The organism is Sulfurimonas crateris (assembly GCF_005217605.1).
Lineage (GTDB): Bacteria > Campylobacterota > Campylobacteria > Campylobacterales > Sulfurimonadaceae > Sulfurimonas > Sulfurimonas crateris.
In genome coordinates, this window is record NZ_SZPX01000005.1 from 152,444 (window position 1) to 175,429 (window position 22,986).

Consider the following 22,986-nt stretch of genomic DNA (forward strand, 5'->3'; position numbering starts at 1 on the left):
TTATACTTAGATTTTTTTGAATATTAAAACGCCGTTTGTTCCGCCAAAGCCAAAAGAGTTACTCATAACAGTATTTAGTTCGGCGCGTCTTGCCTTATTTGGAACAATATCGAGATCACAATTTTCATCTGGATTTTTATAATTGATGGTCGGAGGGATTATTCCATCACGCATAGCCATTAGACATACTACAGCCTCAATACCGCCTGCTGCACCAAGACAGTGACCTATCTGACCTTTTATAGAGCTCATCGGAGGACAGTTCTCTTTACCGCCTAGCAGCTCTTTAACTGCAGTGGTCTCATTCTTATCGTTTATCGGTGTACTTGTTCCATGCGCATTTACATAGTCTAGTTTAGGCTTACCAGCCATTGTATACGCTGCTTTCATAGCACGAGCTGGACCGTCAAGGCTTGGAGTGGTAATGTGGTTTGCATCGCCGCTCTCACCAAAACCTATGATCTCTCCGTAGATATTTGCTCCGCGAGCAACTGCTTCTTCATATACCTCTAAAACAAGTGCTGCCGCACCCTCTCCCATAACAAAACCGTCACGCTCTGCGTCAAAAGGACGAGAAGCTTTCTTAGGGTCATCGTTTCTTGTCGATAGCGCTTTCATCGAAGCAAATCCGCCTACACCGACACCTGTTATTGCGCACTCAGCTGAAACAACTAGCATCTTATCCGCTCCGCCGCACATAATTGTCTTTACCGCTTCGCTTATTGCGTGAGTCCCTGCAGCACATGCTGTTACACTTGATAAGTTAGGTCCCTTTGTTCCGTGCTCTATAGAGACAAAACCGCCAAGCATATTTACAAGAGCTCCGGGGATAAAAAATGGACTTATTCTTTTTGAACCTTTGGTCTCTAAGATAACAGAGTTTTTCTCGATTGATGGTAGTCCGCCGATACCAGAACCAGCACTTATACCGAATCTCTCCATATCTGTATCTTGCGGAAGGTTGGCTTCAGCCATCGCTTCTTGTGCAGCTTTTAGGCCAAGGTGGATAAATCTGTCCGCTTTTTTGACCTCTTTTGCTTCCATTACCGTTGAAGGGTCAAAATCTTTAACCTCTCCTGCTATTTTTACGCTGTAATTTTCTGGGTCAAAAAGAGTAATAGTATCAATTCCGCATTCGCCGTCACATATAGCTTTAAAAGAACTCTCTTTATCATTTCCAACTGCATTTATCATGCCTAAACCAGTAACTACAACTCTTTTCATTAAAATCTCCGTAAAAAATATAAAATACTTTTTAAAAGTCAGAAAATATGCTGACCACTAAAAAATATTTGCTACCGAGGAGCCCCTCAGTAGGTATTTAGACGATTATTTGTTCTCTATATAGTTAACAACGTCTTTAACAGTTTGAATCTTTTCTGCTTCATCATCAGGGATTTCGATATCGAATTTCTCTTCAAGTGCCATTACTAATTCAACAACATCAAGGCTATCAGCACCTAAATCTTCTACAAACTTCGCGTCTTCTTTTACTTCATCAGCATTAACGCCTAATTGTTCAACTACTACTTCTCTAATATCATCTAAAAGTGCCATTCTAGCTCCTATGTTTGTGTATAAAATTTCGTAATTGTATCATATTTATCTTAAATAACTATCTGAGCAATAAAATTCAAAAGAGCTTCTTTTATGAGGTTAAAAGAGCCTATCCAAACATATTTCTAAATTTTTTTGCACCATCTTTACTTGATTCTACTGTATCGGATACATTTTTAAATCTAAAACGCAGCTTGCTTTGCTCTATTGTCTCTATCTCTTTTATTTCATCAACGTTGATAAGAAAAGAGCGATGAATCCGAACAAAATTGTGCCCATGAAGTTTTTTTTCAAGGTCAGAGATCTTCTGTGCATAGTAGGAGAATCCCTTTGCACTTCGAAGCATCACTTCACTTAAATCTGCTTTGACGTAGTAGATCTCCTCCGGTTTTAAGAGCAGGTAGTTATCCCCTGTTTTACTCAGTATTCTAAGATCCTGATCTTTTTGCTTTGAGCTGTTTAGGCGCTCTATAGTCTGTTTTACCTGCTCAAGAGAGTACGGCTTTACCAAGTAGCCTACTGCTCCGATATCAAAGGCTTTGAGAGCATGCTCTTCGTAGGCTGTCTGAAAAACAATAGCGATATTTGGATCTATATATTTAAGCTCGTATCCCAGTTCTAATCCGCTCACTTTTGGCATATTTATATCCAAAAAGACGATATCTGCACTCTCTTGCCTAAGTGCTTTTATAGCCTCATCTGCATTTGATGCCTCTATCGCATCATGTCCAAGAGTTCGTAACATCCTTGCAAGGCGGGCTCTTGCGAGCTCCTCATCATCTACTATTACTATTTTCATTACAACTTCCCAGATATATATAAAATGTAGGCTCTATTTTATCATAGACCTCTACACTTCCTCCGCATAAGAGCTCAAGCCTCTGCTGTAAGTTTGAAAGCCCTACTCCAAACTTATCTCCCATCATGCTCTCTCCATCATTTTTTATAATTATAAGATTTTTTTTCTCTTCAAAAGAGATAAAAATATTTAGACTCTCTTTACCTTGGTCAAATCCGTGTTTGATCGCATTTTCTACAAGAAGCTGTACTGAAAACTTAGGCAGCCTCCAGAGCTTTGAAATTGGTTTTATATGAAGTTTTATTTTATTGCCAAAACGGATATTTTCCAACTCTACATAATCTTTAACATTTCGTATCTCATCTTCAAGACTAAGAAGAGCTTTTTCATTCATGGTGTTACGCAAAAATGCCGAAACTCTCAATATTGCCTCTTCTGCCTTATCTTTATCATGATGTATAAGCTCGGCTATTGAGTTAAGGGCGTTAAATAGAAAATGAGGATTTAGCTGTGTCTCAAGAGAGCGCAGACGACTTTGAACATACTCATAATCAATAAGATCTTTTTGGTTTCTCATCTTTACAAATCTATATAGCAGTGCCCCCACAATATAAGTCAAAACACCTATTGATACGGAGACAGCGGCTATTTGCTCCTCAAATGAAGTTATAAGTTTTATATGTAAAATCTTTGCTAAAAAAACACTTACAAGAGTTCCCAAAAAACCGGATAAAAATGAAAAAAGCATAGAGAGCGGTGTCCAGTATATCTCAGGCAGTTTGGGAAGGATTTTTTTGTTCATGTAAGAGATAAAAACAAGAGCAAAAAGCGCGATGCCCACTCCTATTAAAGCGCCAAAAACAGCCCCTTCAATCCATGGGTACTCCAATAGCATATAACCCAAAGAGGACAAAAACATTCCAAAGAAAAGCCCGATAAGCAGTATATAAAACCAATCTTTTGCTTTTATGTGAAGAGCTATATTATGCACCAAGGAGCCTTTGGAGATTTTTTACTCCCAGCATAACACCCGGCCAGCCTTGAGCGGCAAAGACCGTATCCCCGACATTGTAAAGGTTTTTTATTGGCGTGTCATTTCCGGGCAAAAATGGAAGAAAGTTCTTAAATGTCATTGCGTTGCCTCCAAGTTGTGCTCTTTTTATGTAGCGATCAAATGTTTTTGAAGTCGCACCAAAGCTCTGCACTACTTCATCTTTTTCTATCCCAAGTTTTTCGAGGATCAATGCTTTAAGTATATCTTCAAGCTCCCTTTTTTTAGCTTTATAACTCTCTTTATCTTCCCAGTATCTGCTGTCTGTGTGCACTGATGCTGTAATACTATAGTAACCTTTAGGCGCGAATCTACTCTCCTCTTTATCCGAAAAAGAGACAAATACAGCCTTTGAGATAGTGTGTGGAAATTGATTCTCTTGAATGATTTGGTAGTGATGGTGAAAATCTCTCTCGCTCTTTATGGTCATATAGAGCATAAACGAACTTTGATGATTATCCAATTTTTCATACTTTTTATAATAATCTTTTATCTTAGAGTCGCTAAAAAGTTTGCCGCTCTCATAAACCGTTGAGTTTAAGATCACTTTTTTTGCCTTAAACACCTCATCTTTTAGATGCAGCTCAAAATATTCGCTATGACGCACTATCGATCTTACTTCACTTTTTCTATGCACCTCGCCAACGCGCTTGGTTATGCCGTCAAAAAGAGTGCTAAAACCGCCTTTGACATAGTAATTTTCATTGAAAGTATAAGCGAGTGAGAGTGCAGCGGTAAAGAAATTTATCTCTCTTAGCGGTGCTTGTGCGACAATGAGTACCTGAGACTCTAAAAATCCAAAATACTCCTTGTCGATTATTCCAAAAAAATCCTCTATAAAACTCTTGGCATCTGCTAAAAGATACTTTTTAAACTTTGAAAAAAGTGGCACAAAACTAAGAAGCGATCTCGTTTTTGAGAAGATGTTCGCATTTGCATAGTAGTGTCCGCTAAAAGTGTAAAACTCTTGGTTTATCTTATATACCATCTCCCAAAATGCTCTGTTTTTTGCGTGCGGATAGTTGGAGTGGAGTATTTCAAAGAATTGATCAAAGTCTCTATATCTGAGGGTTGTTTTTTCATTTTGTATAACAACGATAGATGGATCGGTTCTTATAAGATCGGGTTTAAAATCAATGAGCTCAAATATCTCTTTTACAATATGCCCCTCTTCATATCCGGCAAAAGTTGTCGCACCTGTGTTGTAACTATAGCCGCCTCTTGAAAAAGAGGAGCTGCAACCGCCAAGATATGGCTCTTTTTCAAACAAGATGACATCATACCCTTTAGCGCTCAAAAGAGCAGCTATAGAACTTCCACCGATGCCAGAACCCACTACTGCAAAATCTTTCATCACAAAGCTCTAATCGATCAAAAAATCTGCCAAATTATTTTTTCCGTAACTTATTGCAGGATTTTTATCTTTGATCTGCTTTGCAATAAGAGCCATTATCGTTTTTACACCGTCTGTTTTCTCAGGATCTGTCAAAGGCAAAAGTCTCACGGTCAGACTTGATGGCTTTTGTGTAAGCTGCACAAAAAAACTCTGGTTTTTTCCATTTTCAATAGCAAGAGCCTCTATAAGAGAGGTCTGTTGAGTTGCATTTATATACTTGTCCAAAACCTTTAACATGCCGCCTTCTATCTTGTTGGCAAACGGCTCAACTACATCAAAAGCCTCTTTTGTAGAGTTGATATTTTCTAAAACTATATGCGGCATCTGTATCTCCTTGTTTTAACTCTATTTTATATTAAAAAAATAGAATCTAGTACCCTAATTTTGTCAGTTTAAGTGGGTTTTTCTCATTTATACAAAATTCTTGCAATGCCAAAAGCAAAAAGTGCCGCAGCAAGAGTATCTAACTCTTTATCGTATAAAATGGCAAAGATACCCAAAAGCATAAGTGAAAAGGAGATAGCAGTTGCTTTTTGACTCTCTTTTAGATCTCTCTTTATCCACTCCAACTGATCAAGTGAGAGTTCGACTTGAAGCTCATTTTGGCTTATCTTTTTAAGAGCAGATTTGAGATCTTTTGCTATAAAAGGGATCTCTTTTATCTCATCTATAATCGTCTCAATAATACTATCTTTTGCCCCTAGCGCTCGTGGAATATTTTTTTGTAGTATTGGCAAGATATCTTTTATGCCGTTAAAATTTTCTATATAAGTTGTCCCCAATCCTTCTATGATAGCACTTACTCGTAAGATGTAGATAGCATCGCTTGGAAGTTTAAACGGCAGACCGCGCGTGGATTCTAAGACCTCAAAAGCTAACTGCTGCATGGACTCGCTGCTTAGATTGTCATTTGAGAATATCTCAAACATTTTAGAGGTAAACTCTGCTAACTCAGCAACGGGAGCTTCATAGGCAACCGTTCCTAATTTTTTCGAAGCGGCAATGTAGCGTTCATAATCCTGCTCATTTGCCGCTTTTAAAAGCTCTATGATGGCAACTCTTGAGCTATTTGGCACCGTTTTTACCATGCCAAAATCAAGCAGTATCAACTCACCCTCTTTACTTACAAGCAGGTTTCCAGGATGTGGGTCTGCATGGAAGTAGCCGTTTATGAGCATCTGGGTTGTGTAGAAATCAACTAACTTTGCGATGATGGAGCGAAAATCAATTTTGTGTTTGAAGATATTTTCTTTATCATCAAAGCGAAAACCCTCCTCGTAACTCATAACTAAAGCGTCATCGCTGCAAAGTGTAACAAGTGGTGTAGGAAATTTTACACCGGAATTTTTATAAACAGACGCAAATTTTTGCAGATTTCTTAACTCTTGAGTGAGGCTCACCTCCTCTAAAATCATCTTTGCAAATTCACTTATAACGGCTTCTATAGAGTTTTTGGTGGTGTGCGAGAAGAGCGGGCGAAAAAGAGCATTAAAAGTGCTGATGATCCTTATATCGGCTCTGACTCTTTGCTCTATGCCTAAGCGTCTGAGCTTTACTGCTACTTTTTGCCCATCATGCGTGTAAGCCAGATGCACCTGTCCGATAGAAGCTGATGCAATAGCCTTTGAGTCAAAACGGGCAAATGGCTCATCTTTGAAGGCTCTTGCATAAACTTCTCTAAAGGTATCCTCTCTCATAGGAGGGAGTTGGTCGTGAAGCTCTTTAAGCTGAGATATATACTCTTTGTCAAAAAAGTCAGCTCTTGTTGCTAAAACCTGCGAGAGTTTGACAAAACTTGCTCCAAGGATAGTAATGGTCTCTTTAAGCTCTCTAGCTCCCAAAGGCTTCATCATCAAAAAACTCTCTTTTTTCTTGATCACCAAGTAGATAGTAAGCAAAAAAGAGAATACCCTAAGCACCCTTGCAGGAGAGTAGAGAGCCAAATTTTTGAAAAACGTTTTTATTTTAGATCCTCTTTTAGTTTTTCTAAATCCGCTTTTGTAGCAACGCCAAGCTCATCTATAACCTCTTTGAGCGCGCTCTTAAACTGCTCTTTTATACGCTGCTCTTCCTCTTTTCCTTTTGCCTCGATGGAGTCTAAAAAGCTTTTGGCATCATCAGTTTTAATCTTGCCCTCATCTTGAAGTTTTTTTACCTCAGCCTCAACTCTCTCTTTTAAAACAACCGCGGCACCTATGCCTGTGTATAGTAAATCTTTTAACATCTTTTTTTCCTTTTTTGTAATTTAACTAAAATCATTAGATTGCAGCTGCAATCTTCTTCTTTGTCTCTAGGATATCTCTTGTTACATCATGTCTGTAAGTAAACAATTTATCAAGTTCTTTCTGAGTAACAGGATAAAACAATGCACCAAATATGCCAAATGGAAGTTCATACTCAACTCTATCTGTGAGTTCGCACACTCCATCTTCGAGTTGTCTGAAAATATGTGAATGTTTCCAGAGTTTAAAAGGGGATTTAAGCGCGACATCCAAAAGTAGATTCGGTCTTTGCAGCTCTCTTATCTCTACCTCCCAAGTAGTTGAAATAAAGCCCTTAGCACTCCTAAGCCTTAAGATATCCCCCTTTTTCGGGGTAAACATCTCTTCTAAAAGAGTTACTTTAGTATCTTTTGGAGTAATGGTTTTAAGGTTGTTCAAGTCAAGATGAAAATCAAAAAGTGCCTCTATATCACACTCCATTCGTGAACTCTTCTCAAATATTTTCACATTATTTTCTGCTTTTTTTGTAATAATATTATCCATAAGCCTCCTTTTTTCTTTGCTAAAGAACAACTATACTCTTTTAAAAAGTCTATTTGTAGTTTAAAAATGTCAGTTGATATCAATAGACATAAAAAGGGTACCAAAATATCTTTTATTGCAATAAAATAATCTAAAAAAAGGAGTCGTCATGCTAAGAACAAAAGATATAGAAACTGCTGCGATTGCCGCTTCAAGAGATGCAGATGTCTGTTTTGTGATTACAAAGCAGAATAAATGGACTCTATTTGCTTTTTGCTACTACCAGCTCAAACACAGAACCATAAAAGAGTTCAACTGCATTATATACAACAAAGAGAAGGATATTCTCTACTATATTTTAAAGTCTGTTGTACTTTTAAACTCTAAAAAATACAAACTTCTTTATGAGCCAAGCAGGGAGTTTTAAACTCCAGCCTTATGGTTGATTGGTCCTGCACCATGACCGATATCTGGAGCGTTTAGTATAGCTTTATAGATAAAATTTTTGGAAATCTCTATAGACTTTTCAAGCGTATGTCCGAGTGCAAGATTTGCCGCAATCGCACTTGAGTAGGAGCATCCCGTGCCGTGAGTGTTGTCACTATCCAAAAACGGAGTTTGAAAAACTCTCTTTTGGTGCCTAAAGAAGAGTTGGTCAATACTTGCCACTCCGTTTGGAAGCTCTAAGATATGGTTTTTTACAAGAATCGGACACTTTTGCTCATGTATAGCCTTAAGAGAGGGTGTGTCTCCAAATCTATAACCAAACAGAGCATACGCTTCATAACTATTTGGCGTAAGAAGAGTAGCGTACTTAAAGAGCATTTTCATCTCCTCTATAGCATCATCTCTTAGTAGCTTTGAGTCAGCTTTTGAGATAAATACAGGATCTAGCACTACGGGAACATCAAGTGTTGCAATAAATTCCCTCACAACCTCGATGATCTCTTTGGAGTAGAGCATACCGATTTTAACGGCAGCAATATCGAAGTCATTTGCTATTGCATCGATTTGCTCTTTTACAAAAGAGGCTGGAAGCTCGAAAATTGCGTCAACTCCTAGTGTATTTTGCGCTGTCATAACAGTTATTGCGGTCGTTCCAAAAACTCCAAACGCTTCAAATGTCTTCAAATCTGCTTGAATTCCAGCCCCGCCGCCGCTATCTGATCCGGCAATGCTCATAACTACTTGCATATTTGCTCCCTATAGCTTTCTTCTAGGTTCTGCCGAAGGCTTGCCAAAGTAGTATCCTTGAGCAAGATCCGCTCCCTCTTTTGCACAAAATGCAAGTTCTTCGGCTCTCTCAATGCCCTCTGCCAGGACAATAATATCATTCTCTTTTGCAATTTGAACAATCGCTTTAAAAATAGACTGGTTCATTTTGTTTGTATCGATGCTATCAATAATTTCTCGATCAATTTTAACAATGTCAGGACGAAGTTTTGCTAGCATATTTAGTGATGCATAACCGCTTCCCACGTCATCAAGTGCAACCATGTAGCCTTGAGATTTATAAAAATCTAAAATGGATTTAAGGTGCTCTAAGTCAGCTACATGTTCACTCTCAACTACTTCAAAAATAATATTTTTTGGATCAAAATCTAGCTGTTTTGCCCATTCAACCGTTGATTGTAAACAGTGGCTTGGGTCATATATGGCAGTTGGAATAAAATTTATAAACACTTTTGCATGGATATTTTTCACTGCCGCTGTTTTTAGAGAAGTTTCGCGACATGCTCTATCGAGATAAAAAAGCATATCTCCATCTTTTGCCCATCCAAAAAGCTTGTCGGGGTATATCAAAGAACCATCATCTTTTACACCGCGCACGAGTGATTCGTAACCGTAAATAGTGTTTGTTTTAATATCAATAATAGGCTGAAAATGAGTCGTAAGGAGCCCATCTTCTATGATTTCAATGAGTTTTTGGCTGCCTAAGAGGTCTTTGTACTGTTGCAATGTTTTCATACGAATAAGTACCGATGCAGTAAGTGTCTCAAAGGACTCCAAAAAGAGCATTTTGACATCATCTCTTAAAACTTTACTTGTAAAATGAGTGGTGCACATATCGGAAATAGTATCTGCTAATGTATCAATATTTGCCCAAATAGTACGCTTATCTTCTAGCTCGTAGACAATGTTTCTTTTTGTGAGGTACTCAACCATAATATCAGCAAGTTCAGCAACTGCGCAACTGATGAGTAGATTGCCGCTCTTATTAGTAAGTGGTTGAATATTTTGACATTTTTGACAACTCATTTCTTCTCCAATTTATAATGAATTTTGTATTCTACTCTCTCCTAGAAAAATTTGGTACTCTTTTTTTGTCGATTTATTATTTTGCTCTGAAGAGTTCAACCGCTTTTTTTGCCGCATCTTTATGCACAACTATGGGTTTTGGGTAGTCGGGAGTTGTGTTGTTTAAAAGATATATTTCATCATGCAGAAACTTTGGAGCGATATCTACCAGTTCAGGTAGCCATTTTTTTATATAGTGAGCATCTTTGTCAAACTTTTTGCTCTGCAGGTAGGGATTAAACACCCTAAAGTAGGGCTGCGGATCGACTCCAGTTCCAGCGCTCCACTGCCATGAAAGAGCATTACTGGCTAGGTCGTAGTCAAGCAGATACGATGCAAAAAACCGCTCTCCCCACTGCCAAGGAAGAAGCAGATCTTTGGTAAAAAAAGAAGCAACTACCATGCGTACGCGGTTATGCATCTCTCCGGTATAGAGCAGCTCACGCACGCCTGCATCAACGATAGGAACACCCGTTCTTGCTTCACAAAAGGCTTTGAATTTTTGCTCATCTTTTATGCCGTTGAAGTTATATTTGTAGTTTTGAGTCTCTAAAGTCGGTATATGAAAAAGGAGGTAAGCGTAATAATCTCTAAAGATTAGCTGTCTGATAAATGGCTCTATATCTTTTCTCTTTAAAGAGAAAAGAGCTCTTAAAACCGCTCTTATAGATATTGTTCCAAAGCGCAGATCAACGCTTAAACTTGAAGTTGCATCAACTGACAGGTAGTCCCGCATCTCTTGATACCTGTCCATCTTTTTTAAAAAATTATCCAGTTTTATATGCGGGTTTATTATCTCGATCTCTTGTTTTTCAAACCCTATACTTTCAAGCTCCAACGGGAGTTTTTTGCCATTTATTTGGATCCCCTCATAATCCTCTTGTGCCAAAATATGCTCTGCTATTTTTACTTCATCTATATTTTTATGCGAAAGAATTGCTCTGGCTTTTTTGTAAAAAGGGGTAAAAACGAAGTAGGGTTCACCATTATCTTTTAGCACCTCTTTTGGCTTGAAGATGTATGTGTCACTTAGGTAACGAAAGTGCAATATATTAGAGATCTTTATGTCGCGCTCTTTTGCATAAGAGTCATAATCTCCAGATGCTACGACTTCATCAAAGCCTTTCAACTCCTCAAAGATATCTTCAGGCTTGCCGTAGAATATCTTAAGGTCAAGCCCCACTTTTTGCAGGTCAGATTTTAACTTTACAACATAATGAAATATAAAAGTGACTCTTTTATCGTTTTCTGACAACTCTTTGAGAATATTTTCATCAAATATAAAGATGGGGAGAACCTCTCCTCCAAAACTGAGAAGCGGATTATCCTCAACCCTTAGATCTCTTCTAAACCAGAGAATACGTCTCATTTGGCGCTAAGCAAACTTGAACGAAGAGCGAGCTCTTTTGGGTAGGGCTCTAAAAATGTCTGAGATAAAAGATAAGTTGTATTATGCTTTTTAGCGTAGAGTTTGATTGTTGAGAGCGGAGTGATGATAGGAACTATCTTTTTTGCATAATCATCTATCTGCTCATGCAGAACCTCTTTCTCAACTGAACTTAGCTCATTTTTGAAAAAACCTGCCATGTGTTCTAGTACATTTCTGTTTCTTTTTATCGAGCTTTTTTGCGAAATGGCAACTTTGAAGTTATGCTCATAATTTGCAAATAGTTCATCAAAAGGTAGATTTTCATGATTGCCTACGATATTCCCAAGAACTCTATATAACTTCTCATCTTTTGCCTGAAGCAAAAATTTGTTTTTTGTGTGAAAATCAACCAATATTTTCATGGTCGGTTTGCTCTCTTTTAACTTCTCTATCGCATCATACGCAAAAAGCTGCATCACAAAGTTTTCTCTCAGCCACGCATCTTGAAGCCTCCCCTCCTCTTCCATCGGCAAAAGAGGAAATTTTTCTCTACAAACGCTCGCAAAAACACCATCGGTTTTTGAGGCTGCAAAGCCGTTGTCAAGATATGCCACAGTGCTTCCAAGGCCGCAACTTGGAGAGCGGGATTTAAATATTATGCCGCCCAGATTCTCATTTGCAATTCTGTGAACTTCATCATATGATTTGTCAAGAAGATTTTGAGTTAAATCCGTGCCGTCTTTGTTTGAAATAACAGCAATATTGTCATCTCTGTTTACAAGTTTTATAGATGGTCTTGGAGTGCCAAAAGCTATAGCTTCAGGACAAAACGGAACAAAAGAGGCATAGCGTCCAAGCTCATCGGTAACAAACCTGTCATGTTTATGCCCGCCGTCAAATCTAACCTTTTCACCAAGTAAACACGCCGAGACTGCTATTTTCATAATTTGTTCCTATTTTTGTTTTGGCTTACGCCATATTCATTCCGCCGTTAACCTTCAGTGTCTCGCCTGTGATATAGCTTGAATGGTCTGATAGTAAAAATGCCGTTGCTTCTGCAACTTCAGCAGGATTTCCAAAACGTCCCATCGGGATCTTAGATGTAAAGCTATCTTTTATCTCATCGCTTAAAACATCCGTCATCTCGGTTGCAATAAAGCCCGGAGTTATTGCGTTGTAACGGATGCCGCTAGATGCCGCTTCAAGTGCAAAACTCTTGCTCATGGCAATAACACCGCCCTTGCTTGCAGAGTAGTTTGTCTGTCCTGCATTTCCTGTCTCGCCAACTATTGAAGCGATATTTACGACTGAGCCGAACTTCTTCTTTCTCATAACTTTCATAGCTTCACGACATCCCACAAAACATGAGAGAAGATTTGCGTTGATTACCGACATAAAATCTTCGCTCTTCATTCTAAGTGCGAGTTTGTCGTTTGTGATTCCCGCATTGTTCACAAGGTAAGAGAGTTCGCCATCGCAATCAACGATAGTTTTAATCGCATCTACAAACGCATTCTCATCGCTCACGTCAAAACCGATAACCGCCGCACTTCCACCTGCCGCCTCTATTGCATCTTTAATGGCATCAGCTTCCGCCGCACCGCTTCTGTAGTTGATCCAAACTTTAAGTCCGTAAGTTGCCAAAACCTTTGCGATCTCTGCACCGATACCTCTGCTTGAACCCGTTACTAAAACATTTTTTCCACTAAATTTCATCTATTTTTCCTTTTTTATTAATTTTATTTTGCTCAAACAAAATGAGCGATTCTGCAACCGAAGGGTCAAAGCTTTAGCTTTGGGGTACCCACGGTGAAGCCTAAGCGAATTTGTTTAGAGTAAAATTTTATATTAAACTGTGATCCATCTCGGATGGAATCTCTAAACCCATAAGTTTTAAAACAGTCGGCGCAATGTTATTAAGCGCTCCGTTTTGTACTTTTGTAACACCCTCTGCCTCAACAAAACACCACACTTTTCCGACCGTATGATTTGTTAAAATGTGCCCCTCATCATCTCTCATCTCTTCACAGTTTCCATGATCTGAGGTGATGACAACGGCGTAATCTTTCTCTTTAGCTTTGGCTAAAATCTTTCCAAGCTCGGTATCAACGGCGTTTACCGCGATCTTTGCCGCTTCAAAATCTCCAGTGTGTCCTACCATGTCACCGTTTGCAAAGTTTACGACCACAAAATCATACTCATCATCCATCGCCTTTAAAACTACTTCGCCGACTTCAGGCGCGCTCATCTGCGGCTTTTCATCGTAAGTCTTTACGTTTGGAGAGGGAATTAATATCCTAGTCTCATTCTCATACGGCTCATCTATGCCGCCGTTGAAGAAAAACGTGACGTGTGCATATTTTTCCGTCTCTGCAGTGTGAAGCTGTCTAAGACCGGCTTTTGAGATAACTTCCGAGAGAGTGTTTTTAGGTACCTCTTTTCTAAAAAGCACAGGGTATGAAAAGCTCTTGTCATACTCCGTAATGGTCGCTATATGAAGCTTTTTAAAATCACGCTCAAATCCGTTAAACGTTTTATCTCCCAGTGCAGTTACAAGCTCTCTCATACGGTCGCTTCTAAAGTTTATCGTCAAAACTGCATCACCATCTCTCATACCGTCATAACCGCTAAATGCTACAGGCTCTACAAACTCATCGGTAACATCTTTTGCATAAGAAGCATCGATATACTCTGCAGGGCTTATACCGCTTTTTGGTGTCGCATTTACGATTGCTTCGTAACCTTTTTGGACTCTATCCCAACGGTTGTCCCTGTCCATTGAGTAAAAACGTCCTGAGATCGTAGCTATTTTTGTGTTTTGACCAACATGCTTGCTCACATGTTCTAGGTATTTTTTAGCGGAGGTGGGCGATACATCCCTGCCATCAGTTATAAGATGCAAAAAAACCTCTTTGCCCTCACGTGCAGCAATATCTGCTATGCCCATAAAATGGTCTATATGCGAATGAACACCGCCATCACTCATAAGCCCTATGAGGTGAAGTCTGTCTGATTTTTCCAAAAGATTTTTAAATTCACTATTCTCTTTAAATCTGTTTTCGCTTAATGCTAATGATATCTTTACCAAGTCTTGGTATAAAACTCTTCCGCTTCCAATACTCATATGCCCGACTTCAGAGTTTCCCATCTGTCCTTCAGGAAGCCCGACACTTAATCCGTAAGTGTCAATAAGCGAGTGAGGAGTGTTCTCAAAGAGTTTGTCATACGTCGGTTTCGTTGCGTTATAAAACGCATTAGACTCCGTTTTTGAGCAGTAACCGATACCGTCCGTTATGACTAAGAGAGCTTTTTTTGTCAATTCTGACTCCTTGTTCTAATTCTTCTTCTAACAAAATTTTTATGCAATTATACTATAATGTCATTTTTATTTATAAGGACTACTTACTTTGCTTTACTGGCTTTCAGAAATTTTTCACATCAATCTACTTGGATATATCACCATTCGTGCCGGAATATCTTTCTTTTTGGCTCTTTTTTTTACTCTCTATCTGCTTCCTAGATTTATAAGATGGGCACAGAGGACATCAAGTGTCCAGCCTATAAACAACTGGGCGCCCGAGCGTCATCAGGGCAAAGCAAAAACACCGACCATGGGCGGGATAGTCTTTATATTTTCAACAATTCTTGCATCTTTAATCACTATAAAATTTTCCAACCCCTATGCCATCGGAGCTGTTGCGACTCTATTTTTATTTGTTCTTATCGGCTTTAAAGATGACTACGCAAAGATCAAAAAGAATGAGAACCTTGCAGGTCTAAAAGCTAGGACAAAACTGCTTCTGCAGATAATCTCCGCTCTTTTTATAACGGGATTTTTATACATTTTTTCAGATTTCAACACCAATCTTTATCTGCCGTTCATTAAAAATCCTGTATGCGATATGGGCGGATATGCGCTTATTTTTTGGGTGATCGTGATTATCGCGACATCAAACGCGGTAAACCTCACTGACGGTCTTGACGGACTTGCTACCGTTCCATCCATCGTAGCTCTTACATCTTTTAGCATTATTATCTACATAACAGGAAATGCAGTCATCAGCTCATACCTTCTTATGCCAAACATAAATATCGGGGAAGTCGCGATTGTCTCTAGTGCACTCATCGGAGCGCTTACTGGGTTCTTGTGGTATAACTGCCACCCTGCAGAGGTCTTTATGGGAGACAGCGGCTCACTAACTATCGGTGCATTTTTGGGTTACCTTGCTATCATCTCAAAAAGCGAGATCTTACTTCTTCTAATCGGTTCGATATTTGTTATTGAGACACTTTCTGTCATTTTACAAGTCGGAAGTTACAAGCTCAGAAAAAAGAGAGTCTTTTTGATGGCGCCGATCCACCACCATTTTGAGATGAAACAGTGGGCGGAGAACAAGATAATCGTTAGATTTTGGATTATCGCCATTTTATCCAACATCATCGCCCTTATCTCACTAAAGATTCGCTGATGTTACGAGTTTCTCTCTTTGGTTACGGCAAAACCACAAAGGCGCTGACAAAAAAATATCCTAACGCGATCTTTTATGATGACAAATGCACAAAACCCTTTACAGACGAGAACGCCTTTAAAGTAAAACCCTCATCAGAGTTTGACCCAAAATACTCCGACTTACAGATCACGTCCCCTGGAATCCCTCCGTCAAACCCGCTTATACAAAGAGCAAAAAACCTCATAAGCGAGTATGATGTTTTTGCCCAGAGCGCACCTCTGTCTGTATGGATAAGCGGAACAAACGGCAAGACAACAACAACACAGATGATGCAGCATCTGCTTAAAGAGAGAGGATCCGTAGCGGGCGGCAATATCGGAACCCCACTTGGCGAACTAGATACTGAGGCGAGTTTGTGGATACTTGAGACAAGCTCCTTTACCACTCACTACACAAACCAAGCCGCACCCAACATATATGTCCTGCTTCCCATAACACCGGATCATCTAAGCTGGCACGGCAACATAGATGAGTACATACAGGCAAAGCTAAAGCCCGTTACAATGATGAAAGAGGGAGAGATCGCGATAATCCCCGAAGCATACAAAGATGTAAAAACAGCAGCTCATATCATCAGCTACAAAGATGAGAGCGATCTGGCATCACGCTTTGAGATAGATGCAAATAGAGTCAATTTCAAAGGCGCATTTTTGATGGACGCGCTTTTGGCGATGGCGGTAGAGAAGATACTCTTTGATCGTGTCGATTATGAAAAGATCAACTCCTTTGTCATCGATCCGCACAGACAGGAGGAGCTAAGAGACTCCAGAGGCCGTCTATGGGTAAACGATACAAAGGCGACAAACCTTGATGCTGCCGTAGTAGCGCTAAAGCGCTATAAAGAACAGCATATACACCTTATTTTGGGCGGTGACGACAAAGGAGTTGACCTTAGCGAACTCTTTGTGTTTCTTAAAGGCTGTGATGTTGAGATCTACAATATAGGCTCAAACAAAGAGAGGCTCTCAGATCTGGCACGCAAATACGATGTTGCATACACTCTTTGTGAAAACTTGGTGGATGCCGTAAAAAAGATAGATAAAAACCTAAAAGATGATGAAGTCGCCCTGCTCTCTCCTGCTGCGGCAAGTCTTGATGAATTTAATTCCTACGCACATAGAGGCGACGTCTTTAAAAATGCAGTAAAAGAGCTCTGATGATAAGAGTAGCGGTACTTGCATCACACAACGGAAGCGGTTTTAACGCACTCTATGAAGCGGTGATCAAAAAAGAGCTAAACATTGAGCTTGTCTTAGTAATATCGAACAACCAAAATGCTTCGGTTTTACAAAGTGCCTCAGATTACGGCATTGACAACTTTGTCATAAACTCAAAAACAGATGCAAATCCAGATGAAAAAATAGCGCTTCTTTTAAAAGAGTATGGCTGCGAATATGTCTTCCTCTCAGGATATATGAAAAAGCTCTCCAGCGATTTAACAAGAGAGTTCAACATCATAAACTCTCACCCTGCACTTCTTCCAAGGTATGGAGGAGAGGGAATGTACGGCCGCAAAGTGCATGAAGCTGTTATAAAGAACCGTGAAAATGAGAGCGGTGTTACGATTCACAGGGTCAATGAGAACTATGACGAGGGCGAGATACTTTTACAAACAAGAGTAACTCTAAGTGAAGATGAGAGTGTAGATTCGCTAGAGACAAAGATAAAAAAACTCGAACAGATCTCAATAGTCGAACTCTTCAAAAAGATTCAAGAAAGCACTCTGTAAGTTTACTTTCAGTCCCTAAAAGATATAATTGCGCTCTTTAAAAGATGGCCAATTAGCTCAGTCGGTAGAGCAAGTGACTGAAAATCACTGTGTCCTTGGTTCGATTCCGAGATTGGCCACCACTTTAGAACTCCTAAAATAAGAGGTTTCAAAGACTTTTAAAAAGTTCTTTAAGTTTCAGTAAAAAAGTTTTTTTACTACAATTTTACTACAGGTTGCTTTTTAGCATGAAAAACAGGTAAAATTCAAGCACTTAATGGCTAATTAGCTCAGTCGGTAGAGCAGTTGACTGAAAATCAACGTGTCCTTGGTTCGATTCCGAGATTAGCCACCACCTCTTTATAAAAAATCCAAATATTTCATTTTCTTATCTTATCTTGTTTGCAATCCTGTTTTATAAATATTTACCGCAATTTATCCGTTAACTTACAACTCGTTTTCTATACAAATCAGAATAATTTTGCAGCCTGAGTTTTAGAGACATCATTATTTCAAAAATAGAAATTTAGATAAAATTACTAAATTATGTAACAAAAAAGAGCTGGCGTAAAAATGAAGATAGATATACTTAGCGATTTGCACTTTGACTATTACTTTAAACAATTTAACAACTCCGATAGAGATGTAAAAAAGGTTTATGACAACTATTTTTTACATAATGATAGAGTTGTAGGCGACGTATTAGTTGTTGCCGGAGATTTAGGACATCACAATAATCAAAATCTAATTCTCTTAAAAATGATAAAAAAGCTTTATAAGTATAAAGCCATTATCTGCGTTTTGGGCAATCATGATTATTATCTAGACGGACTAATTGCTAAAGATGATTATGAAGATTCATTCGAAAGGGCTAGAGAGCTCATTGATTTAATCAACTCAGAAGATGGTCTGTATTGTCTTGATGGCAATATAATCGAGATAGAGGATGTAAAGTTTGGTGGCGCTATGGGTTGGTACAGCGACGCTTATTTGAAGTATAAGTATCCCTTTGGGAATTTTCCTTTAAAATCAAATAATGAGATGTGGAAAAATTGTATGCCTGATTTTTCAATGACAGAGGGTTTAGTGAACTTTGATGATCTGTATTATCTTGAAATTCCAAAAATAGAGATGGTTTACAAAGAGTGCGATGTGATGATCACGCATATAAACCCCTCATTTTTAAACGAACATCTATCACAAGAGTTTTCAGGACAGCAAACAAATACTTTTTTCTGTTTTAACGGTCATAAGTTCTTGAGGGGAACAACAGCAAAGCATTGGATTTTTGGACACACTCATGACTCTTTTTCTTATGAGTTTGCAGGTATAAAATGTCATGTAAACGCTTTTAGCGATAGAACTGCAACAATAAAGAGCATTGAGGTTTAAAATATGCAAAAAGGTATTTGGGTTATCGGTGATGTTCATGGTGAATATGACAAGTTAATACTACTGCTGAGTAAACTTCCTAAAGATGCCGTTGTTTGTTTTACGGGCGACCTAATTGACAGAGGTGAAGACTCTGCTAAAGTTGTTGAGCTTATAATAAATAGTGGTTATTTTTGTGTGCTTGGCAACCACGAATTGATGATGATAAAGTCAGATGAAAGTAAGCAAGATAAAGAGTATTGGTTTCATAACGGTGGTTTAGAAACATTAAGTTCCTATGCTGAATTTGGTGATGAAGTTTTTAAAGCTCATATTGAATATTTCAAAACCCTTCCTTATTTCCTGTATTATGAGATAGAGGGGCATATTCCCTTGGTCGTGTCTCACTCTTATATTCATCATATATGGGTAAATCAAGAGCATATATACTCTGAAGATGATGCAGAGGATATCCTCTGGCGGCACATGAACAAAAGTGAATATTTTGATGAGGAAAAGGAAGCTAAAAACGGTATCTTTAATATTTTTGGGCATATGCCTGTTTATGACGCTGTTATAACTAACACGTACGCAATGATTGATACGGGTGCTGTTTATGAGAACAACAAATATTTAGGTACATTAAGCGCTATTCACTATCCCTCTTTGAAGGTTATATCAACATAGCAATTTTTTTTGACATTATATCTCTGTTATTTGATAAAATTTTATCACAAGTGCGCGTACTGCCCGTTAAATTGGGACAATATTCAAGAAATTGAACACAAGCGTGCTTAATTCTAGTGCGGCGGACATTGATTATCTGTCCTTAAAACAACTCTCTTTCGCTATCTCTTCTTCGTTTGTGAATTTTCATTTGTCGCATGTCCGCTTTATTGATAAAAGTTAAATATACTTATCCTGATGAGCTCAAAGAAAACTGATGTTTACAAGAACTGCTCCAAGGCGAGAAAGAAAACAGATTTTAGACAGGAGGTATTTTATGAAAAAGAAAAAAACTCAAATTAAAATTGACAAGAGCATGTTTGAATTTGATCTTTTTTGGAGCATTAAAGATGGTTCGTTAGTGGACATCGACACATTAATAAGTGTTTACTCGCAATACTCAAATACAAAAAATATGAAAGCTCTTGTGGCACTGTTTTCAAAAGAGAAGGTTTTATCTGTTATAGAATCTCAAGATATCTTAAGCGATGAACACAAAATAGCTCATAAGATTAATATAGGCATTATTAATGGCACCGCAACTGAAAATTTTACTTCAGAAAATCTGGCACCGTTCACTGTTTAATTTAAAAACATGAAAAGCATAGAGATCTAATACAATGAAAATAGACATAATTAGCGATACACACTTTGATTTGCACCTTGATAAAGATAGTTTTGAAAACACAGAAGAGTTCTTGCAAAAAGTTTTTACAAAAACAGGTAGCAAAATCCTTATAATTGCCGGCGACTTAGGACACTTTAACTCTCAAAATATCGCAATGTTAAGATTGATAAAAGAGCTGTATGAGTATAAATATATCATTTGCGTTCTAGGAAACCACGACTATTATCTTATCGATGAGACTCAAGAGAAACGGTACGAAAGAGACTCCTTTAGGCGTGCAGAAGAGATGAGAGAGCTTATAAACGCTGAGGATGGAATGTATTGTCTTGATGGAGATGTTATTGAGATAGACGGTATCAGATTTGGAGGTTGCAGCGCCTGGTATGATGGCAGTTATTTTCACAGAACATCCTCTTCATACGGACGAAATGTACTTACATTTTGGAAGCAAACCATGAATGATTCGAGAATGATTTTTGGTATCGAGGATTTTTATGATATGTTTAAGATCCAAAAAAAGAAGCTAGATGCGATCTATCAAAATTGCGATATTATCATAACTCATGTCAATCCGTCGATAGACGACAAAGATACACCACCCAGCAAAAGAGACGACAAAATGAACGCATTTTACTCTTTTTGCGGCGATGAATGGCTTGATAATACAACCGCTAAGTATTGGATATATGGGCATAATCACGTTAATTATGAATACAAAAGAGATGGGGTCAGCGTAATTTGTAACGCGTTGGGCTATACTGAACAATTAAAAGATTTTAAGATAAGAACAGTTGAAATTTAGTAATACTCTCACTATTGATGTCTTCTTGAAATTCGCTATGATTTTAACATCTACAAAAAAGTCAGAGTAATTGTAATAGAGTATCGTTTCCTATGCCAGCTTTTTGTTGGGCCAAGAGACTGAGTGGGTTATATACCAATATTCCAGTCTCTTTTTAAATAGTTAACTTCAAGCATCTGCACACTCCTCACATCTTGTTTTAATCCATCCCTTGCTTTTTTGTGGTACAGCGGGTTTTCCACAATTTTCACAAATATTTTCACTCTCTTCTTCTGCTTTTTCTATGAGAGCGTCGATTTCTCGTCCCGTATCGCCGTGGGCATAAAACCTAAGACTGCCATACTTTTCTTTGACCTGCACGACCCGAATATTAAGCTCTGGATCACTGTCAAGTATCTTTTGGATGTCTTCCGACAATTTTGCAATAAGAGGAAACCATCCTCTACCGACTTCAAATCCAAAAGATAACAGCGACTTCATCGGGTCGTATGGTGGGGTTCCATATATTTGAGGATACTTTTTGATGATATCAATCGTTCTATATCCAAAAAGCTCAAGGCTGGCTTCATCTGCCTTGTCACTTAAATCTACAATGCAGTCAATATGTTCCAGCTCATCAACATCTGTGATGAGGCCTTGTTTTTGTTTTTCATCGAGATATTCTGCCAATCTTAGCGGATTTATAAATTCTTGTATCTCTTGAGCTATTTTTTCGCTTGAAGATATGCAATAAGTTCCAAAATACTTAATAAGCTCTTGGATCTCTTCTGAACCTTGATCTGTTTTTGCATTGATAATTTTTGTGATTTTCATTTTAAATTCCTTTTTTGTCTGTATGAACTTCGTGAAGTTTTGTCAAAAACTCTGATATGATAGAGATATACATTTTGATATACTAGTCTCTCTTCGAAATATCTCAATCTATGTCTCAATTCTATGCTGTTTTCATTAATCGACTATATCAGTTTATTCTAAATGTCGTTGTAAGAAATACTCTTTAAATATTATTTCTTGTAGGTATTCTGGTCTTCTTTTCGAACTAAATGAGGTCTTGCAGTCATTACAAAAATATCTCTTTATTCCTCTTCTTGAGCCTTTGGAAATAACATTTTTTGACTTGCAATTTATGCATATTTTAGAGCTTTTTTACAGCCATTTGTAAATAAACCTTTGTTTATTCCTACTATAGCATAGTTTGAGAGGTGTTTTAAGCACCCATATTTACTATTAAGTCACCTGTCATAAGATGATGTTTCGTTTGGATCAGTCTATCGTAAGCGTCTTTGATAGTAAAATTTTATTGTTTGGTTTTTACGCCTACTTTCTTTTTAATAGGTTTGCCGTTCTCGTCTCTGTAATTGATATAAAAAGCAGTATTACCGTTTTTAAGTTCGTTTATCCAAACGCCCTCATATCTTCCGCCTGCTGGTTTTAATGCCATTTATATACCTTTTAATATTATTGTTTTTTTGATATAATGCTTACTAAGAAACAAAAGAGGTGGAAATACGGGCATCCACGAGCCTTGCATCCTAGTTTGGGGCGTTACCGGTGCAGGATAAATGAGGGGAGTTGTCCTCCCTCCTTTTGTTTTATATAAAATCTTCAAAAATCTTCCTCTTCTTACTATTTAAAAATTGAATATGATTGTCACACTGCTTTAACAGTTTTCTTTTGTCAGTTTTAAAAAAAGTCCCTATATAGTTAAAATGGTTATTTGTAGATATTGAATATAAAAAGATATCATTGCTTACTATTGAAACAAAGTTATAAATAGAATCATCATGTTTATATGAGCATACACCTATCGTGCTATCTAAGATTATTTGAAAATTATTGTCATAAAGATAAAAAATGACCTGCTCATGTTTTTGTTCTATTTTTTTTAGCTTTGCTTTTGTGATATGAAGTTCTTTAGAGTCAAATACATTTCTGAGTTTATGCAAAATAAGATTTGTTAACATTGCTAAAAGTATTCTGTTTTTACTGCCCAAATCAAAACTGCCTATATGTTTAAGTTTTCATA

At 37.9% G+C, this 22,986-nt stretch carries 27 protein-coding genes and 2 tRNA genes; 10 read left to right on the plus strand and 19 right to left on the minus strand.

Annotation, left to right across the window (positions count from 1 at the left end; all coding sequences use genetic code 11):
• Positions 1-6 precede the first annotated feature (6 nt).
• The 9 genes from FCU45_RS07475 to FCU45_RS07515 form a co-directional block, all read right to left on the minus strand.
• Entirely contained in the window at positions 7-1,224 is a 1,218-nt protein-coding gene (locus FCU45_RS07475) for a beta-ketoacyl-ACP synthase II (RefSeq protein ID WP_137013886.1), read from the minus strand.
• A 105-nt stretch (positions 1,225-1,329) separates the two neighbouring features.
• Positions 1,330-1,557 (minus strand): acyl carrier protein, encoded by a 228-nt coding sequence (acpP, locus tag FCU45_RS07480; protein WP_137013889.1) that lies wholly within the window; start codon positions 1,555-1,557, stop codon positions 1,330-1,332.
• A 109-nt stretch (positions 1,558-1,666) separates the two neighbouring features.
• Positions 1,667-2,356, minus strand: coding sequence for a LytR/AlgR family response regulator transcription factor (locus FCU45_RS07485; RefSeq protein WP_137013891.1), 690 nt, complete (start codon positions 2,354-2,356; stop codon positions 1,667-1,669).
• Entirely contained in the window at positions 2,334-3,347 is a 1,014-nt protein-coding gene (locus FCU45_RS07490; RefSeq protein WP_137013893.1) for a sensor histidine kinase, read from the minus strand. Before FCU45_RS07490 ends, FCU45_RS07485 begins: the two co-directional genes overlap by 23 nt.
• Positions 3,340-4,761 (minus strand): phytoene desaturase family protein, encoded by a 1,422-nt coding sequence (locus FCU45_RS07495; protein WP_137013895.1) that lies wholly within the window; start codon positions 4,759-4,761, stop codon positions 3,340-3,342. Before FCU45_RS07495 ends, FCU45_RS07490 begins: the two co-directional genes overlap by 8 nt.
• Positions 4,762-4,770: 9 nt before the next feature.
• Positions 4,771-5,127, minus strand: coding sequence for a hypothetical protein (locus FCU45_RS07500; protein WP_137013897.1), 357 nt, complete (start codon positions 5,125-5,127; stop codon positions 4,771-4,773).
• Between the two features lie 83 nt (positions 5,128-5,210).
• Positions 5,211-6,653 carry an ABC1 kinase family protein gene (locus FCU45_RS07505; protein WP_281276909.1) on the minus strand — a complete coding sequence of 481 codons (1,443 nt, stop codon included), beginning with the start codon at positions 6,651-6,653 and terminating at the stop codon, positions 5,211-5,213.
• A 110-nt stretch (positions 6,654-6,763) separates the two neighbouring features.
• Positions 6,764-7,027 carry a hypothetical protein gene (locus FCU45_RS07510; protein WP_137013899.1) on the minus strand — a complete coding sequence of 88 codons (264 nt, stop codon included), beginning with the start codon at positions 7,025-7,027 and terminating at the stop codon, positions 6,764-6,766.
• Between the two features lie 34 nt (positions 7,028-7,061).
• Positions 7,062-7,568 carry an SRPBCC family protein gene (locus tag FCU45_RS07515; RefSeq protein WP_170175838.1) on the minus strand — a complete coding sequence of 169 codons (507 nt, stop codon included), beginning with the start codon at positions 7,566-7,568 and terminating at the stop codon, positions 7,062-7,064.
• A gap of 148 nt (positions 7,569-7,716) precedes the next feature.
• Between FCU45_RS07515 and FCU45_RS07520 the strand changes: the two genes are divergently transcribed.
• On the plus strand, positions 7,717-7,974 hold the full coding sequence (locus FCU45_RS07520) for a hypothetical protein (RefSeq protein WP_137013901.1): 258 nt from the start codon (positions 7,717-7,719) through the stop codon (positions 7,972-7,974).
• On the opposite strand, the gene thiD is transcribed toward FCU45_RS07520, so the two are convergent.
• The 6 genes from thiD to gpmI form a co-directional block, all read right to left on the minus strand.
• Positions 7,971-8,741 carry a bifunctional hydroxymethylpyrimidine kinase/phosphomethylpyrimidine kinase gene (thiD, locus tag FCU45_RS07525; protein ID WP_137013903.1) on the minus strand — a complete coding sequence of 257 codons (771 nt, stop codon included), beginning with the start codon at positions 8,739-8,741 and terminating at the stop codon, positions 7,971-7,973. The two genes, FCU45_RS07520 and thiD, sit on opposite strands and share 4 nt — an antisense overlap.
• 9 nt (positions 8,742-8,750) lie before the next feature.
• Positions 8,751-9,806 (minus strand): EAL domain-containing protein, encoded by a 1,056-nt coding sequence (locus FCU45_RS07530; protein WP_137013905.1) that lies wholly within the window; start codon positions 9,804-9,806, stop codon positions 8,751-8,753.
• Positions 9,807-9,882: 76 nt separating this feature from the next.
• Positions 9,883-11,214 (minus strand): cryptochrome/photolyase family protein, encoded by a 1,332-nt coding sequence (locus tag FCU45_RS07535; protein WP_137013907.1) that lies wholly within the window; start codon positions 11,212-11,214, stop codon positions 9,883-9,885.
• Positions 11,211-12,158 (minus strand): YbgA family protein, encoded by a 948-nt coding sequence (locus tag FCU45_RS07540; RefSeq protein WP_188109217.1) that lies wholly within the window; start codon positions 12,156-12,158, stop codon positions 11,211-11,213. The genes FCU45_RS07535 and FCU45_RS07540 overlap by 4 nt, the downstream gene beginning before the upstream one ends.
• Positions 12,159-12,183: 25 nt before the next feature.
• Complete coding sequence (gene fabG / locus FCU45_RS07545; protein ID WP_137013911.1) at positions 12,184-12,930, minus strand: 3-oxoacyl-ACP reductase FabG; 747 nt, start codon at positions 12,928-12,930, stop codon at positions 12,184-12,186.
• Positions 12,931-13,057: 127 nt separating this feature from the next.
• Positions 13,058-14,533 carry a 2,3-bisphosphoglycerate-independent phosphoglycerate mutase gene (gene gpmI / locus FCU45_RS07550; RefSeq protein ID WP_137013913.1) on the minus strand — a complete coding sequence of 492 codons (1,476 nt, stop codon included), beginning with the start codon at positions 14,531-14,533 and terminating at the stop codon, positions 13,058-13,060.
• 88 nt (positions 14,534-14,621) lie between these two features.
• Between gpmI and mraY the strand changes: the two genes are divergently transcribed.
• The 9 genes from mraY to FCU45_RS07595 all read left to right on the plus strand — a co-directional run bounded on the left by mraY (position 14,622) and on the right by FCU45_RS07595 (position 20,960).
• A complete protein-coding gene (gene mraY / locus FCU45_RS07555) occupies positions 14,622-15,683 on the plus strand; it encodes a phospho-N-acetylmuramoyl-pentapeptide-transferase (protein ID WP_137013915.1) in 1,062 nt (353 codons plus the stop codon).
• Positions 15,683-16,882: a UDP-N-acetylmuramoyl-L-alanine--D-glutamate ligase gene (gene murD, locus FCU45_RS07560; protein ID WP_137013917.1), complete on the plus strand. Its 1,200-nt coding sequence runs from the start codon at positions 15,683-15,685 to the stop codon at positions 16,880-16,882. The genes mraY and murD overlap by 1 nt, the downstream gene beginning before the upstream one ends.
• Positions 16,882-17,454: a phosphoribosylglycinamide formyltransferase gene (gene purN, locus FCU45_RS07565; RefSeq protein ID WP_137013919.1), complete on the plus strand. Its 573-nt coding sequence runs from the start codon at positions 16,882-16,884 to the stop codon at positions 17,452-17,454. Before murD ends, purN begins: the two co-directional genes overlap by 1 nt.
• Before the next feature lie 46 nt (positions 17,455-17,500).
• A tRNA-Phe gene (locus tag FCU45_RS07570) sits at positions 17,501-17,576 on the plus strand.
• 136 nt (positions 17,577-17,712) lie between these two features.
• Positions 17,713-17,788 (plus strand) — tRNA-Phe (locus FCU45_RS07575).
• Between the two features lie 218 nt (positions 17,789-18,006).
• Positions 18,007-18,825: a metallophosphoesterase gene (locus tag FCU45_RS07580; RefSeq protein WP_137013921.1), complete on the plus strand. Its 819-nt coding sequence runs from the start codon at positions 18,007-18,009 to the stop codon at positions 18,823-18,825.
• A gap of 3 nt (positions 18,826-18,828) precedes the next feature.
• Positions 18,829-19,491, plus strand: a complete 663-nt coding sequence (locus FCU45_RS07585) for a metallophosphoesterase (protein WP_137013923.1) — start codon at positions 18,829-18,831, stop codon at positions 19,489-19,491.
• Positions 19,492-19,807: 316 nt separating this feature from the next.
• Positions 19,808-20,116: a hypothetical protein gene (locus tag FCU45_RS07590; RefSeq protein ID WP_137013925.1), complete on the plus strand. Its 309-nt coding sequence runs from the start codon at positions 19,808-19,810 to the stop codon at positions 20,114-20,116.
• A 34-nt stretch (positions 20,117-20,150) separates the two neighbouring features.
• Entirely contained in the window at positions 20,151-20,960 is an 810-nt protein-coding gene (locus FCU45_RS07595) for a metallophosphoesterase family protein (RefSeq protein ID WP_137013927.1), read from the plus strand.
• Between the two features lie 168 nt (positions 20,961-21,128).
• Here the strand turns inward: FCU45_RS07595 and FCU45_RS07600 are convergent, their stop codons facing one another.
• The 4 genes from FCU45_RS07600 to FCU45_RS07605 form a co-directional block, all read right to left on the minus strand.
• Positions 21,129-21,773 carry a hypothetical protein gene (locus FCU45_RS07600; RefSeq protein ID WP_137013928.1) on the minus strand — a complete coding sequence of 215 codons (645 nt, stop codon included), beginning with the start codon at positions 21,771-21,773 and terminating at the stop codon, positions 21,129-21,131.
• 153 nt (positions 21,774-21,926) lie between these two features.
• On the minus strand, positions 21,927-22,094 hold the full coding sequence (locus FCU45_RS11900; RefSeq protein WP_425471118.1) for a transposase-like zinc-binding domain-containing protein: 168 nt from the start codon (positions 22,092-22,094) through the stop codon (positions 21,927-21,929).
• A gap of 163 nt (positions 22,095-22,257) precedes the next feature.
• Positions 22,258-22,401 (minus strand): hypothetical protein, encoded by a 144-nt coding sequence (locus FCU45_RS11590; RefSeq protein WP_170175839.1) that lies wholly within the window; start codon positions 22,399-22,401, stop codon positions 22,258-22,260.
• A gap of 151 nt (positions 22,402-22,552) precedes the next feature.
• Entirely contained in the window at positions 22,553-22,954 is a 402-nt protein-coding gene (locus FCU45_RS07605; protein WP_137013930.1) for a hypothetical protein, read from the minus strand.
• Between the last annotated feature and the right edge of the window lie 32 nt (positions 22,955-22,986).